At 62.2% G+C, this 14,778-nt stretch carries 12 protein-coding genes; 7 read left to right on the forward strand and 5 right to left on the reverse strand.

What is annotated here, in order from left to right:
• Positions 1-118 precede the first annotated feature (118 nt).
• Complete coding sequence (locus tag IE071_RS15270; protein WP_189442456.1) at positions 119-874, forward strand: hypothetical protein; 756 nt, start codon at positions 119-121, stop codon at positions 872-874.
• A 220-nt stretch (positions 875-1,094) separates the two neighbouring features.
• Positions 1,095-1,433 carry a hypothetical protein gene (locus IE071_RS15275; protein WP_189442457.1) on the forward strand — a complete coding sequence of 113 codons (339 nt, stop codon included), beginning with the start codon at positions 1,095-1,097 and terminating at the stop codon, positions 1,431-1,433.
• Between the two features lie 104 nt (positions 1,434-1,537).
• On the opposite strand, the gene IE071_RS15280 is transcribed toward IE071_RS15275, so the two are convergent.
• Positions 1,538-2,233 carry a hypothetical protein gene (locus IE071_RS15280; protein ID WP_189442458.1) on the reverse strand — a complete coding sequence of 232 codons (696 nt, stop codon included), beginning with the start codon at positions 2,231-2,233 and terminating at the stop codon, positions 1,538-1,540.
• Between the two features lie 899 nt (positions 2,234-3,132).
• On the opposite strand from IE071_RS15280, the gene IE071_RS15285 reads away from it, so the two are divergent.
• The gene (locus tag IE071_RS15285) at positions 3,133-4,302 is read left to right on the forward strand and encodes an IS1595 family transposase (protein ID WP_189442459.1); all 1,170 of its coding nucleotides are present in this window, start codon (positions 3,133-3,135) and stop codon (positions 4,300-4,302) included.
• 597 nt (positions 4,303-4,899) lie between these two features.
• On the opposite strand, the gene IE071_RS15290 is transcribed toward IE071_RS15285, so the two are convergent.
• Both IE071_RS15290 and IE071_RS15295 read right to left on the reverse strand, forming a co-directional pair.
• The gene (locus IE071_RS15290; RefSeq protein WP_189442460.1) at positions 4,900-5,457 is read right to left on the reverse strand and encodes a hypothetical protein; all 558 of its coding nucleotides are present in this window, start codon (positions 5,455-5,457) and stop codon (positions 4,900-4,902) included.
• A 213-nt stretch (positions 5,458-5,670) separates the two neighbouring features.
• The gene (locus IE071_RS15295; protein WP_189442461.1) at positions 5,671-7,569 is read right to left on the reverse strand and encodes an LTA synthase family protein; all 1,899 of its coding nucleotides are present in this window, start codon (positions 7,567-7,569) and stop codon (positions 5,671-5,673) included.
• Positions 7,570-7,765: 196 nt separating this feature from the next.
• Between IE071_RS15295 and glnE the strand changes: the two genes are divergently transcribed.
• Positions 7,766-10,609, forward strand: coding sequence for a bifunctional [glutamate--ammonia ligase]-adenylyl-L-tyrosine phosphorylase/[glutamate--ammonia-ligase] adenylyltransferase (gene glnE, locus IE071_RS15300; RefSeq protein ID WP_189442462.1), 2,844 nt, complete (start codon positions 7,766-7,768; stop codon positions 10,607-10,609).
• Positions 10,610-10,645: 36 nt separating this feature from the next.
• On the opposite strand, the gene IE071_RS15305 is transcribed toward glnE, so the two are convergent.
• Positions 10,646-11,632 (reverse strand): mitochondrial fission ELM1 family protein, encoded by a 987-nt coding sequence (locus tag IE071_RS15305; RefSeq protein ID WP_189442463.1) that lies wholly within the window; start codon positions 11,630-11,632, stop codon positions 10,646-10,648.
• A gap of 137 nt (positions 11,633-11,769) precedes the next feature.
• Here IE071_RS15305 and IE071_RS15310 point away from each other — a divergent pair, with 137 nt between their 5' ends.
• Together IE071_RS15310 and IE071_RS15315 are read left to right on the forward strand one after the other, a co-directional pair.
• Complete coding sequence (locus IE071_RS15310; RefSeq protein WP_189442464.1) at positions 11,770-12,363, forward strand: malonic semialdehyde reductase; 594 nt, start codon at positions 11,770-11,772, stop codon at positions 12,361-12,363.
• A 39-nt stretch (positions 12,364-12,402) separates the two neighbouring features.
• A complete protein-coding gene (locus tag IE071_RS15315) occupies positions 12,403-12,996 on the forward strand; it encodes a YceI family protein (RefSeq protein WP_189442465.1) in 594 nt (197 codons plus the stop codon).
• Between the two features lie 68 nt (positions 12,997-13,064).
• On the opposite strand, the gene IE071_RS15320 is transcribed toward IE071_RS15315, so the two are convergent.
• Positions 13,065-14,357 (reverse strand): Yip1 family protein, encoded by a 1,293-nt coding sequence (locus IE071_RS15320; RefSeq protein WP_189442466.1) that lies wholly within the window; start codon positions 14,355-14,357, stop codon positions 13,065-13,067.
• A gap of 198 nt (positions 14,358-14,555) precedes the next feature.
• Here IE071_RS15320 and IE071_RS15325 point away from each other — a divergent pair, with 198 nt between their 5' ends.
• A complete protein-coding gene (locus IE071_RS15325) occupies positions 14,556-14,765 on the forward strand; it encodes a zinc-finger domain-containing protein (protein WP_189442467.1) in 210 nt (69 codons plus the stop codon).
• Positions 14,766-14,778: the final 13 nt, after the last annotated feature.

Below are 14,778 nucleotides of genomic sequence, written 5' to 3' on the forward strand. Positions count from 1 at the left end.
TGCGCGGCGAATATGCCGTGACGAGAGTAGCTCTTCCAAGCCTGAGATCAACCGGTGTCGGCGATTTGAACACCGTGTGCTACTAAGCTTGCTCTTGAATTCGAGGGAGGGGCCTGCAATGGATGCAAATAGAATCTGGGCGCGCATCGATTTCTTGGGTGCCTTTGGCGGCCTATGGTTTGGAATTGCCGCTAGGGATGCGCTGAGCGCCGCTTTCGGCTGGGCCACGATCGTAAACGTGGCTGCGCTTGCCTACGTCGGTCAAAAGCTAGGGTTTTCAGTCAGCGCTGGACAGGGTTGGAGCCAAGTTCTATTTTACGCGGCGATCTGTTTTTCCGTCGGTGTGGCGATAGCATTCGCCGTCAATTTGGCTTTTGTCTCCCACTTCAAGGCCTATCGCGAGCTTCGTCCTTTGGCACTGGGCATTAGGAACAACCTGAGATCCCCAGATTTCGTATGCAACAATACAGCCCGCGGCTACAATGCCTCCGTAACGGTGACAAACCGGTCAAGTAGGCACCTGCTCGATTGCGTTGTGCACATACTAAACGCTCCGCAAGTCGACGGCTCGATCAGACCACGATTCGTGGAGAAGTTTGATCTTCCACCGAAATCCACAAGGACGATCTTCATCGCGTATTGGTTCTCTCGGCAGCTACCCAATAGCGACGATCCCGCCGTGAATCTTTCGGGGCCAGTCGGTGCAGGTTTCGGCGGCAATCGAAGCGCCGTATCGAGTGGTTCCGTTTTGCAAGTCCGGGTGGCAGCTCCAGATGTGCCCACCAAACATATAGGTTGCACGGTGTGCATTGACAATCAACAACGGTTGCTCAGAACGACTGCGATGAAGCTCAATACTTTGTTTGAAGTTTAGCTCCCGCTACGGATTCCGGTCACGCCTGAACACTGCGCTGATATTGATTAACGCACGAAGGCGGCTTGCCGATTGCTGGCCGACGGGCGTTGCCAGCATCTAATTTTTATCACATCAACGGACTTTTTCGCCGCATTTGCCCTATCTTGGTAGGCGGAACATTGCCTCTTACGTCATGATTGTTACGCGCAACACCTTGCATATCCTGTTGGAGACGGCCATGAATATCGACAAATTCGACACTGCCGTGATTCCGCCTCCCGAGTACGACGGCAGACTCTACCAAGTACCCAATGGGCAATGGGGATTTGTGATCGAAGCTGATGGTGAATTTATCCTGCGCGCTGGTGGTTATGACGACGAGGACGAAGCCCGCGCGGGTATGTGCGACTTCTTAGAGCCTTACGTGAACGAGGCGTTCGTGGCCAAAATGTTCGCGGAAGGCGGCTATGAGGGCGAGGACGAACAGGGACGAATGGTGCGTACGTTGCCCGGCTGGGGAGTGGAAGTGATCGACGGCAGCGAAGCCAAGTCCCCATGCACGACCTCGCGACTGTAAGGGGCTAACGCGGAGCGCTGGTCGGCCTGACCGGGGCGCTGCCTGGACTCCACTATCACTAGTTGGTGCGCGCATATCCGCGATCTTTTTGGTGGTTCCTTCGATCATCGTTGTGCCCGCGCCTGGTTTCCTCGAATGAGCCTAGCCTCCAAGATCGGGTCTTCGAACTCGATCGTTTTCCGCGTAGCGGGATCAATCCGACGCTCATAGCCCGGCTCATAATTTGGGTCTGCCACGTGACGAGCAATTACGGGCCAGTCAATGTCGTACATGACCGCGGAGATCGGCATTCGCCGACGTACGCTGTTCACACACTCCTGGAGGAGCTCGGTCGATGGGGCGATCCATGGAAGCTTTAGAGCTGCGGGAAGCGCTCGGTACATGTCCATGCTAAGCAGCAGATGCGACAGCTCGTCGCCCTGTATTTCCGCCTGCCGGACCAGCGCGACGATGGCGATAAATCCCCATAGGTCGCCGCGCGAAGCAAGCGCCGATGAGTCATTTGGAAGAGCGTTGTAGTAGCCGCTCGGGGAACCAGGGAAGCGCCATTCCCAACCCATATCGACCTTCTGTCGAAGCGATGTGATCACGTCTTCGACTTGGTGCGCAGGCAGCGCCCGATCGCCAAGAAGTTCGTATAGGGGGAGATCAAACATATGCAGCGTACTGGGCAGGTGCTTTTCGAGCATGACTGCCGAGGAGCGTGATGGAAGCGTGCTCCCCGCCTTCCACTTGGTCACCAAATTGGATTCCGTTCGGCCTCGATGGACAAAGCGCTCGGCGAAGGCTTTGAGTTCCATGCCACTAATCCAGTGTGCGTGGTCTAGCCATACCGCTCCACGAAGTCGCCGCCAGGCCGATTGCCTCGATGAGGGCTTGCCCGAAGGTTTGCCAAGCAGCTCAAGAAGGATTTCTTGCATCGGTCAACTTTGAGGTCGAATGCCGGCCAGAACTTGACAGCCCACGGCGGCGTCAGGCTGAACGATACTGCAAAGGACAGAACAGGATCGAGCGGTATCAAGGCTATGAAGCACGAAGCTCATCAGCACTTCGGTATAGATCAAACGCGGGAATCTGCCCTGAAGGCTCGATATGGCGAACTATTGAGTTTGGCCGACCTGGCCGGCGTGCTCCGGTACCCGAGTGTCCAGGCGATACAAAAAGCGCGTTTGCGTGGTGCGCTCGGGCTACCCATGTTCCAGATCCCGGGAAGACGAGGGTGGCTCGCTACTGCGCGCGCAGTCGCCACCTACTTAGAGGATTTGGATGCCAAGAGCAATTGCGCAGTGGCTATAGACGAGTTCCGCTAAGTTCCGCGAGTCGATCTTAATCGCTGGTCGCTGCTCAACTGATAGTTCAGACGCGAAGGCTATAGGTGCCTTGAATCTACTTGCTACCGCGGTATCCGGCTGATGCCATAGCGTTCTATCGAAGAGGTGCTACACGACCCAGTGAGTCGAAACAACGCAACAAAACCATCCCGGCCAAAAACGACGAAGCCCGCACCTCTGGCAAGGTTACGGGCTTCGAAAAAGCGCAGCTGTTCAAGGACTGCAGCGCGATCGTGACCTTCCCATGATCCAATGTCAATACGCCAGCGGCGTGTTAGGAAGGCCTTGCCCGGAAACCTGAACTAGCTGTCTGGCTGGAAGGAGAGGTCTTGCCTCTTCGAAGCCAGGTGGCCCAGAGGCAACCCACTATGGCTAAGAAGAGTTGTAATTCCGTGCGCGGCGCTTCGCGCCGCGATTTCGCGCGTGAAGCGCAGTATTTCACCGAGGATGAGGCCGAGCAGATGCTCGCTGAATTTCGGTGGCTATCACCAGGTCAGCAAATCTGCCCCAGCTGCGGCGTTCTGGATCGTCACTATCGCATTGCTTCACGTCGGCAGTGGCGGTGCAGGCATGTTGGCTGCAGTCATACATTCAGTGTGACCAGCGGGACGCGGTTCGACAGCCACAAGATCTCCTTCCGGAAGATCATTCGCCTCCTCATACACGCCGAAGCATCACCCAAAGGCAGCACGTTAGTCGCGACGTCCAACGCGGTCTGCATGGTCGAAAAGTGCTCCCAGCAAAACCTCATGAAGATCCGCGAGGCCATCATGGACAACACCGACAGCCCAGGCCAGTTGAAGCTTTCGGGCACTATCCATGTAGACGGCATTCATGTGTGTGGCAAGTTCCGGCGCTCGAATCGGCGCATGAAGGCGACTTCTGGCTCAGTCCTTGCGGTACATGGAACCACCGAGGTCAAGCGCCGTCTCCGCTCGATCAACCCTCAATCGAAAGGTAATCAACGGCGCGCAAAGAACAAGCGTGTCGCGATCGCGATGGTCGAGGTCGATTCCCAGCTGGGAGGAGCCAGACGTGTCGTTGTCGCCATGTGCCGCTCGGAAAACGCTAGCGATGTGATGACACTGGCGCAGCAGTATATCGAGCCGGGTTCAAGGGTCTTCACCGACGAAAATCCAGCCTACAACAAGCTGGGTAGCTGCTTCGAACACTTTGTTGTCAATCACAGTGTGGAGTATTCAACGCCCGAGGGCGTCAACGAAAACCTCGCAGAGAGTTTCTTTTCTCGGGTTCGAAGGGGCGAGTACGGCGTGCATCACGGCTTTCGCCCAATGTACATGGCCTTCTATGTACATGAATATGCTTGGCGCGAGACGTATCGCAGGAGAACTCAGCGCGAGAAGGTCAAACAACTCGCCTCATGGTTGTTGGCCCCTGGCTACTCTCGTTATTGGCGCGGCTATCACGGCGGGAATCGCCGTCGTCACTTGCGGCAGCCGCGTCCAGAGATCGTCATGGGTTCCGTGGACGCTCCGTGGCAAGATGCCAGGAGCACGGCTCGCAAGGCCCCCGGTTAGGGGACCTCGTAAGCATTCCGCGTTGCGCCATGATGCAGAGCCTTACCCGGACACGCACTTTCACCCGTTCCATCTGATCTGGGTCTAAACAGACAGGCAATGCATCCGATACGGCCGCCACGAAGTCCCTCGTGGTGGCCGTACCGTTTTCAGATCCTCGCAATGTCGCATAGATCAGGCGAGTAAGTCCGCCATGGCCAAGCAAGGATAGGTGGGAATGAGGACGGATCGGCCGCAGCTCCTGCGCATTGAGCTTGATCTCATGCATCCGCATGACAGCCTCAATTTGCAGCTGCTTGGCCTGTAGCCCAGCAATCTCTTTCTTGCAGACGGCCATCTGTTCGCGCAGCTGGATCAACTGATCCTGTTTCTGAAGTATCTGACCTGCAAATCGCGTCTGCTTATTGATCAGCCACTTGAGTGAGGAAGGTGTACCAGGCATGCCCAAAGAATAAGGCCAGCTCGATGCCTGGTCTTGTGCATCAGCTACCGCTTACCGTTGCGCGGTGGAAGGTTCGTGCGCATGCCTTCTACTCAGCAAAAGGCCTCGTGAGTTTCCTCACGAGGCCTGGTCTTGCGCGGACCAACTATTGAAGATCAGTGCCCGTTCGTAGCCGCCTTGGCATCCACCTTGGCATCGGCGCCGACCGATTGACTGGTGGCGGTCTGCTTGACGGCATCGCCGACCGAGCCGGCGGTGCGGTCGGTGGACTGGATGGCCGAGTGTGCGGCGTCGCGTACATCGCCACCCACGCCTTGACCGGCTGCACCAGCCTTGCCAGCGGTGTTGGCGGTATCGATGCCTGCGCCGGCATCGACATTGGCGTTTGCGTCGGCATGCGTATCGCCTGCGCCAGCTCCGGCCGAGCCGCCGGCATTCACGCCGGCATTGGCGCTACCACTGTTGTTGATAGTGGAACGGGTCGTGTCGACGGTCTTGTGCGTCATGTGCTTCGTCTTGTGCTCGGCACGATGCAGAGTCTGTGTGGTCTGGGCGCCGGTCTGATCGACCGCATGCATGGCGTTGGGCACAGCCGCACCGGCATTCACGCCGGCGCCGACGTGTGCAGCGCCACCGAGGTTGACCTGGGCGAAGGCAGGAATGCTGAGCGCACTGGTGGCAACGATGAGGGCGGCAAGCATGGTCTTGTGCATGACATGTTTCCTTCGGATGAGAGGGGTGCGCTGAAGCACCCGGCTCCAACGCTGCATGGACGCTAGGCGTCAGCACCCCACTGCGACATGAACGTGCTTGTCCCCACTTCAGTTGGCAGACAGCTCGCTGAATCGCCACTCAGAATCCTTATGTGGCGATAACGTGGCTTTCACTAGGCGCATGCATGGTGGACGTCTGGGCGTCCGCCATGTTCATCGCGGCAGCGCGGTTGCCGTTCGTGGTTGCGCCGGCTCGACGCTGTTGTGGGCCGTGCCGCCGTTGGGCGGCGAGGTGGGCTTTGGCAGGAGTTTGTCGAGTTTGCCGTCCATGCGCAGCTGATCGATGCTGGCCATGGCCTGGTCAACACTCTGCTGCTCGCTGCCCTCGTCAGGCGGTGGTGCGCCGGGGGCCGCGGTCAGTGCGGCGAGCTGTGGGCCGATCAGTCCGGTCAGCGCGAAATAGGCATCATCGTGGATGCCGGCCTGTTCCAGCAGCTTGCCGGGCAGCAGCCATGCGGCGGTGTCCTCCTGCGCGGACTGACCCTGCTGGTGCGGATCGACCAGCAGCCAAGTGCCGGCTTGCGACAGCATGTCCTTGTCGTCGATGAAGCCGGTGATCTGATAACTGTTGCTCAGTGCCGGCAGATGATCGCCATAGAACAGCACCAGGCTCGGTCGATGGCGCTGGGCCAGCCATGCGACCAACCGACCGAGTTCGGCGTCGGCATGTTGCAGATGGTAGAGGTAGGTCTGCAGTTCTTGCTTGTCCATGCCGGTGATGCCGTCGGGCACGGGAATGGCATCGCGTTCGGCGACATTGGCAGGCTCGACATCGTACGGGCCATGCGCCTCGATGCTGATGGCGAAGATGAATTGCGACGGCCCGGTATCCTTCAGTTGGCGCATGATCTCGTCGGTCATCGCGCTGTCGGCCATGTATTTACCGTCCATCGCTGCATTGGCGGGGAACGATGACTGCGACACGAAGCGATCGAAGCCGAGCGACTTGAACGCGGTGGTGCGATTCCAGAACGCCGGGTCGTTGCCGTGCAGTGCGATGGTTTCGTAGCCATGCCGCTTGAGCGTGTGCATCAGGCTGGGCACGGCTTTGTGACTCATCTGCAGATAGGGAAACTGCAGGTTGTCGAAGTAGCGCAGCGACAGCCCGGTGAGCACCTCGAATTCGGTGCGGATGGTGCCGCCGCCGAAGGTCGGCACATGCAGCTTGCCGCTGATGCCGTGCGCAGCCAGGCGACGCAGGTTCGGCGCGAAGTTGCTGGTTTCGTAGCCACGCATGATGGCGGGATCGAAGAACGATTCGCTCTGCACCACCACGATGTCGGGCAACGGACTGCTTGCCGTCGGCATCTGCATGGACTGTTGCAGCGATGCCGCAGACTGCTCGATCAATTGCGTGGCGGCCACGCGATCCGGCTTGTGCTTGCCGTGACTGTATTGCAGACGAAACATCATCAGCGAACTGAGCAGGCCGGAATGCGTGCTGGTGGACGAGGCCGACCATGGTTCCAGCCACAGCACCTGACCGTTGTAGATTTTCCCCCAGGCGGGCAGGCCGGCCAGCAGGCTGATCAGTACAAGCGTCAAAACGCCACCGGCGAACAACCGTTTGCCGCGCGTACGCCGCGGGAACAGCGGCGGCTCAAAGTGCCACATCGCGACGATCAGGGCCACCCCGGCCAGCAGTCCCAGATACGGCCACGGACTGTGCGGCAGGTAGCCGGCGAGCAGATGCATGCCGCCCTTGCGCAGCTGGCCGACCATGCGGAAATCGTCCGGCAGCAACGGCGTGCCGAGGTTCGCCACCTTCAACACGTTGACGCCGTATACCAAGCCTTGCAGCAGGAACGCCAGCCCGAACGACAACAGCACCCGGCGGCTGAGCACCAGCAGCAGGCCGGCCAGCAGCAGGCCGGGCCACGCATTCGCCAGCGGGAAACGTGGTTGATCGAGCAGTCGCAACGGAGTGACGCCCATGCCGCCATCCACCACGCCGGTCAGCAGCACGAACGCCAGTGCCAGCAGCAGTACCAAGGCAGTACGTGGAGCCAGTGTGTGCCAACGGCCGGGCGGATTTGCGGGGCTCAGAGGCATGGCCGTCCTGCAGTTTCTGTCATGGGATGGACACGTGAATGTAATGGGATGCAGATGAACAGCGTGTAGGCGGCGAACGGCGAGTTTCGGGCTTGTCCGCGGGTTAATCAACGCGCCTGGGCGGAGTCGGTGCACCGAGCTTCATGGCGCATGCCAGCTCGGGTCGGTCAGCTGTCCTTTACGGCACAATGGTCCGATGCCTGCCCATGAATCTCCCGCGCTGCGTGCGCTGATCGACGACCGCTACGGCGACCTTGCTGCCCGCTGCCGCGCCGCTGGTGTGCCGCTGCACGACGACGCCGGCGTGGCCGAACGGATCCGGCGTACCCTGCTGGCCAGTGACTTCGCGTTCGACGTGTGGTGTCGCCAGCCGCAGCTGCTGGCGCCGCAGGGGCTGGAACGGCTGCGTTCCGGCAGCGATGCCAGCGCGCGCATCGACGCGCTGAAACTGCCTGACGACGAAGCCGCCTGCATGGTCGCGCTGCGCCGCTTCCGTCACGCCGAGGCACTGCGGCTGGTGTTTCGTGATGTGAACGGGCTGGACGAGTTGCCGGAAACGTTGTCCGCCACCAGCGTGCTGTACGAAGCCTTGCTGGACGTGGCACTGGGCTGGTCCGAACACGCGTTGGCGACGCGTTACGGCCACAGCCGCAATCACGACGGCGTGCGGCAACGCCTGCTGGTGATCGGCTTCGGCAAGCTCGGTGGCAGCGAACTGAATTTTTCCTCCGACATCGATCTAGTACTGGCCTATCCGCACGGCGGCCAGACCGACGGCGCTCGTCCGCTCGACAACAGCGAATATTTCATCCGGCTTGGCCGCCAGCTGGTGCGGCTGTTGAACGAGCCGACCATGGACGGCATCTGCGCGCGGGTCGACCTGCGCCTGCGTCCGTTCGGCAATGCCGGTCGGCTGGCGCTGTCGTTTGCCGCGATGGAGCAGTACTACCAGAGCGAGGGTCGTGACTGGGAACGTTATGCCTGGATCAAGGCGCGGCCGGTGGCGGGCGATCGCGCCGCCGGCAAGCAGCTGCAGGAACTGTTGCGGCCGTTCGTCTACCGCAAGTACCTCGATTACACCGCGTTCGCCGGCCTGCGCGAGATGAAGGCGTTGATCGATGCGGAGGTGGCGCGCAAGGATCTGGCCGACAACCTCAAGCTCGGTCCCGGCGGCATCCGCGAAATCGAGTTCATCGTGCAGCTGACCCAATTGATTCGCGGCGGTCGCGAACCCAGCCTGCGCGTGCGCGGGCTGTTGCCGGCACTGACTGCGTGCGAGGCGCGCGGGCACATTGCCGCCGCGCGCGCACGGATGTTGCGCGAGGCCTACGTGTTGCTGCGCCGGGTCGAAAACCGCGTGCAGATGTTGCGCGATGCGCAGACCCACGACATTCCCGACGATGCTTTGAGCCGCGAGCGCATCGCGCTGAGCCTGGACTACCCCGACTGGGACACGCTGGATACGGCACTGGCAAAACACCGCGCCATCGTCAGCGAGGAATTTGCCGCCGTGCTGATGCCGCAGGGCGGTCGCGCGGCCAGCGTGCCGGCCGCGGACATGGTGTTGTGGCAGCGGGCCTGTGACGAATCGCTCGATGCGGCTGTGCTGGAAGCCTCCGGTTTCGTACCTGGTGCCGAACTTGCTGATGCGTTGCTGAAATTGCCGCAGGCCGCACCGGTGCGGGCGATGTCCGCGCGTTCGCGCGAGCGGCTCGATCATCTGATGCCGCAGTTGTTCAGTGCCGCACGTGGGACGCCCGCGCCGGTTCCGAGTCTGCTGCGTCTTTGCCGGTTGATGCAGGCGGTGGCGCGGCGTTCGTCGTATCTGGCGCTGCTGGAAGAACAGCCGGCCGCACGCAAGCGGCTGGTACGCCTGTTCGGCGAAAGTGCGTTCCTGGCCGAGCGGGTGATCGCACAACCGCTGTTGCTGGACGACGTACTCGATCCACGCATCGATCAACTGCCGTTCAAGCGTGCCGATATCGCGGCCGAGATTGCCCGCGTGCTGACCACGCTGGACGAACGCGAGGCGGAAGCCGAGCTCGACCGGATCAACGAGTTCAAGGCGTCCACCGCGTTCCGGCTAGGGCTCGCCTTCAACGATGGTCGCGCCGATGCGGTCGCCACTTCACGTAGGCTCGCCGCACTGGCCGAGTCGGTGGTGGGTGCGGTGCTGGCGCTGGCCGAACGCGAGCTGATCGCCCAACACGGACGCTTGCCCGGCGAGGGTTCCGGTTTCGGCGTGCTCGGTTACGGCAGCCTGGGCGGCGAGGAGCTGGGCTTCGCCTCGGATCTGGATCTGGTGTTCGTCTTCGATGGTCGCCGTGCGCAGGCGTTAAGCGACGGCGCGCGCCCGATTGAAGGTTCGCGCTGGTATCAGCGGTTGGCCCAGCGGGTAATGAACTGGCTCACCCTGTTGACCCGCGGTGGCCGTCTGTACGAGGTCGATACGCGACTGCGTCCCGACGGTTCCAAGGGCTTGCTGGTCAGCAGCCTGGATGCGTTTGTCGCGTACCAGAAAAGTCGTGCGTGGACGTGGGAGCACCAGGCCTTGCTGCGTGCGCGCCCGGTGGCCGGCGATGCGGCACTCAACCGCGAGCTGGCCGACGTGCGGCGTGAGATTCTGGCCGTGCCGCGCGAACTCTCCGCAGTGCTGACCGACGTCAGCAGCATGCGGCAACGCTGGCGCGCCGAGCGTGACCGCTCCGAGGCGCGCCAGCTCGATCTCAAGCAGGGCCACGGCGGTCTGCTCGATATCGAATTCGCGCTGCAGGGCTTGGTGCTGGCGCATGCGACGCAGCGACCGGACCTGCTTGGTGTCACCGCGAACGCCGGCCTGATCGAAGCTTGTCGCACGGCCGGTTGGCTCGATGCCGATCAGGCCGCGATCCTGACCGTGGCACATGCCGACCTGCTGCAACGCGCGCTGGCCTGCACGCTGGATCTGCGCCCGCGCGTCGCGCCGCGCGATGCGGAACTTGAACAGCTGTGCGGCAGCGTGCGCGAGATTACCGCCGTGCTGGGATTCACGTTCGGCTGAGCGGAAGTTTCTCGCTGCCGATCGGGCGCCGCGGGTTCAGCTCGAGGCGGACTGGGATTGCCGCTGCTGGATGCGCATGCGCAATTCGGCGGCGATGCTGGTGGTCTCGCGCAGCGGCACAGACGAACCGGTGGCCGTGCTGTCGAGATCGTGCAAGCGTCCGGCGTCGCGCAATGCCTGATGAAACCGCGCGATCTTCGCCGGCAGCGGCGCGGTGACGAAGGTCTGCACCGGGCAGCCGACCGCGCAGGCCTCGCTGAGCATGTTGACCGAATCGGGCGTGACGACGAGACGATCGGCCCAGCCGAGTACGCCGGGATACGGGTTGCGGCCATCGTCGCGACCGGCCCAGAACATGCCGGCCACGCCTTTCAGGGCATGGCGAAAAACCTCGATCAGCGCCGGCGAGGTGCGTCGCGAGGCCAGCACCAGCAAGCTGCCGCCTTTGAGACGCTGGCGTTCCAGCAGGCGTGCGGCCAGTTGGCGGGCGTACTCGGCATCCAGCGCGATGCCCTGACGCGGACCGCCGAGCAGCACGCCGACGCGCGGCTGCGGCAGCTCGGCGAAGCTGGGGCAGGATTCGCGGCCGTCGGCCAGCCAGGCATCGTCCACCGAATTCAGCGAGCCGAGCGGTTGCAGCACGTTGGCGCCGTCGATGCGGTCGTGTTGTGGCGCGATCACCGTATCCCAATGGGCCGGATCGATGCGCGGATCGAGGATCTGCACGGTGTAGCACTGACGATCGGACAGGCGACGCAGCAGGCGGGTGAACAGCGCCGCCGCGCGACCGCAACCGATCGCCACGCTGGGCCACGGCGGCGCAAACAGTTCGCGCTGGCTGGCGGGCAGGGCGAGCTGGCCACCGAGCGTGAGGCGCGGCGCCAGCCACGACCATGGCGCGTGCGGCTCCAGCACCAGATGGCGGATCGGCATCTGCAGCGGCTCGGCCAGCGCCAGTGCCTGACGCTGATTGCCGGCGGCCGCGTCGGTGATCACCCAGCATTCGCCATGCAGCTTCAGCATGGGCGCTGGCACCGTGGCATTGTTTCCCGAATGAACACAGTACGTTCCCCGCAGCCGTCATCTGTTGGCGTACGCCCGCCTATACACTTGTACGCTATGGCGCCATCGTCGGCGCGTCCATGCAGCAGAGGATACCCATGAGTGAGTTGCTTTCCGAGGCCAGCCTCGACCAGTTGTTCCGCAACGCCCGTACCTTCAATGCCTGGTTGCCGAAGGATGTGAGCGACGAGCAGCTGCATCAGCTCTACGAGCTGGCCAAGTTCGGGCCGACCAGCGCGAACTCCTCGCCGATGCGGGTGGTGTTCGTGAAATCGAAGGAAGCCAAGGCGAAGCTGGCGCCGTTCTTGTCCGAGGGTAATCGCGCCAAGACCATGGTGGCGCCGGTGACCGCGATCATCGCCACCGACCACGAGTTCTACGAACGGCTGCCGAAGTTGTTCCCCCACGCCGATGCGCGCAGCTGGTTCGTCGGCAACCAGCCAATGATCGACACCACTGCGTTCCGCAATGCGACCCTGCAGGGCGCCTATGTGCTGATGGCGGCACGCGCACTCGGGCTCGACTGCGGACCGATGTCCGGTTATGACCAGGCTGGTGTGGATGCGGCGTTCTTTGCCGGCAGCGCGGTCAAATCCAATTTCCTGATCAATATCGGTTACGGCGATGCCAGCCGCGATCTGTTCCCGCGCAGTCCCCGGCTTGCGTTCGACGAAGCCTGCACGATTGCCTGAAGCACCCCCAGCATTTCCCCTCTTCCAAGGAGTCACCTCATGCGTGCATTGAAGTATCTCGTTCTCGCCGGCCTGCTCGGCGCCGCCGTATCGGTGCAGGCCGCGCCGGTCACCTACAAGCTCGATCCGGGCCACACCATGGTGCTGTTCAGCTGGAACCACTTCGGCTATTCCAATCCCGTCGCTGACTTCGGTCTGGGCGAGGGCACCCTGGTATTCGACGAGCAGCATCCAGCCCAGTCCAGCGTGGACGTGACCCTGCCGCTGGCCAACCTCGACACGCATGTGCCGGCACTGGACAAGCATCTGAAGGAAGCCGATTTCCTCGATGCCGACAAGTACCCGACGGTGACGTTCAAGAGCAGCAAGGTGCAGCCGCTGGGCGGTCACAAGTTCAAGGTCACCGGTGACCTGACCGTGCATGGCGTGACCAAGACGGTGGTGCTGGACGCCACGTTGAACAAGGTCGGCCCGCATCCGATGACCAAGGCGCAGGCAATCGGCTTCGACGCCACTGCCAGCATCAAGCGCTCTGACTTCGGTGTCGGTGCTTATGTGCCCAACGTCAGCGACGCGATCACCATCCGCATCACCACGGAAGGCGCGGTGCCGAAGGCCGACGCAGCGCAGTAAGCTTTCGCAGCCCACAAAAAAACCGCGCCGTCACCGGCGCGGTTTTTTTTGTGGGTCGCGCGCCGGCGTCAGTTGGACTTCACACCGGCATCTTTCAACGACTCCAGCTTGCTCACGTCGACGCTGGACACTGCCTGCTTCAACTGGTCGATGCTGTCCGCGTTGCCGGTCGCCTTGACCGTGAAACGCTGGCCGAGTACGACGCTGTACTCGCCGGACTTGGACTGGGTATCCCATGCCTCGTGCACCATGTTGCCGTCGACGGTGTGGGTCTTGTCATAGCCGTGGTCGGTCTCCTTCTCCTCTTCCGGCGCCATCGCGGCGTCTTCCGGCGCCATCGCGGCGGCCATCGCCACGAAGCCCTTGGCGCCGCCGGTGTCGGTAACCTCCAGCGTGATGTGCTGATTGCTGTCGTTGCTGTATTCGGCACTGGCATCGGACACCTGCATGCCCATTGCGCTGTTGCGCTGGGCCGAGATGCTGGTCCGCTTGAGGCCGCCCAGGCTGTCGGGCAGGAAGGTCTTGATCTGATCCGGGGCGAGCGCCTCGACGCTGCCGTTGGTGCCGGATACCGCGCCCAGCATCTTGCCCATCGCGGCCGATTGCGCGGCGCTGTCGCCGGATTTCTGTGCGGCATCCATATCCTTGCTGGCCTGTTCGGCGCGCTGGCCCATCGCGGCGAGTTTGCCGAGTGCGCTGTTGCTGTCGACGGTGACGCTGCCGTTGTCACCGTTGCTGCCGGTGATGTGCATGCCGCTCATCGCCGCGCCACCCATCATCGCGGTGCCGATCACGCCGCCGACGATCAGCGCGATGATCCAGCTCAGCACGAACGCGATGATCACGCTGACTGCGGTGTAGCCACCGGCTTTTTCCGCCGGGCACTTCATCGTGTGCGGCAGGCCCAGATACAGCAGGTAGATGGCGTAGACGGCACCGGCAATCGCGACCAGCATGCCCAGCCACGGCACGATCACCGCGATGCCGGCGATCCAGCTGGCGGTCCACGCGTAGGCGACGGTCTTGAGCGCCTGCACCATGTCCTTCTGGCCGCCGAAGGTGGGCGCCAGCGCATTGATGATCAGCGCCATCACGTAAGCCAGCCCCAGGGTCAGCGCGTAATGCAGCACCATGCCGACGATGCCCATGCCGATCGGCGTGCGCACGGTGATGCCGAGGAAGCTGGTGCCGATCAGACTGCCCTTGAGGAAGCCGGCGATGATCGGAAAGGCGGCGACGATCGCGATGTAGCCAGCGTAAAGGCTGCTGGTCGTGGCCGGCTCGGTCGCAACGACGGGCCATTCGGTCTTGGGTGTAGTCAGGATGGCCTTGACGCGTTCGATGATTTTTCCGAAGTCCATGATCTGCTCCCGAATAGTTGCAGTTGACCCGGTGCGCGGCGCCGGGTTGAAGATGATGTGCCCGTTTCGTGACAAAGCCTGCAGCCACCTGTCGGCCGAATGCCGCGGCTGATTCCCCAGCGCTACCCCCTCTGTCCCCCGACAGAAGGCTGCAGCCTGCTACCATTTACGGCTTGATGTCCAGTCTGGAGTTCACCGATGTCGCCCTCTCTTTCCGCGACGCTGCCGCTGGTGCCGGCAAATGCCGAAAATCGTTACGAAGTGACGCGCGCCGACCTGCCGCTGTCGTGCCCGATGCCCGGCATGGCGCTGTGGAACTCGCATCCGAAGGTGTATCTGCCAATCGTCGATGACGGCGGCGAATCAACCTGTGCCTACTGTGGCGCGCATTACGTGCTGCGCGACTGACCCTCTGGCGGCA

It is taken from the genome of Rhodanobacter panaciterrae, from assembly GCF_014651895.1.
GTDB lineage: Bacteria > Pseudomonadota > Gammaproteobacteria > Xanthomonadales > Rhodanobacteraceae > Rhodanobacter > Rhodanobacter panaciterrae.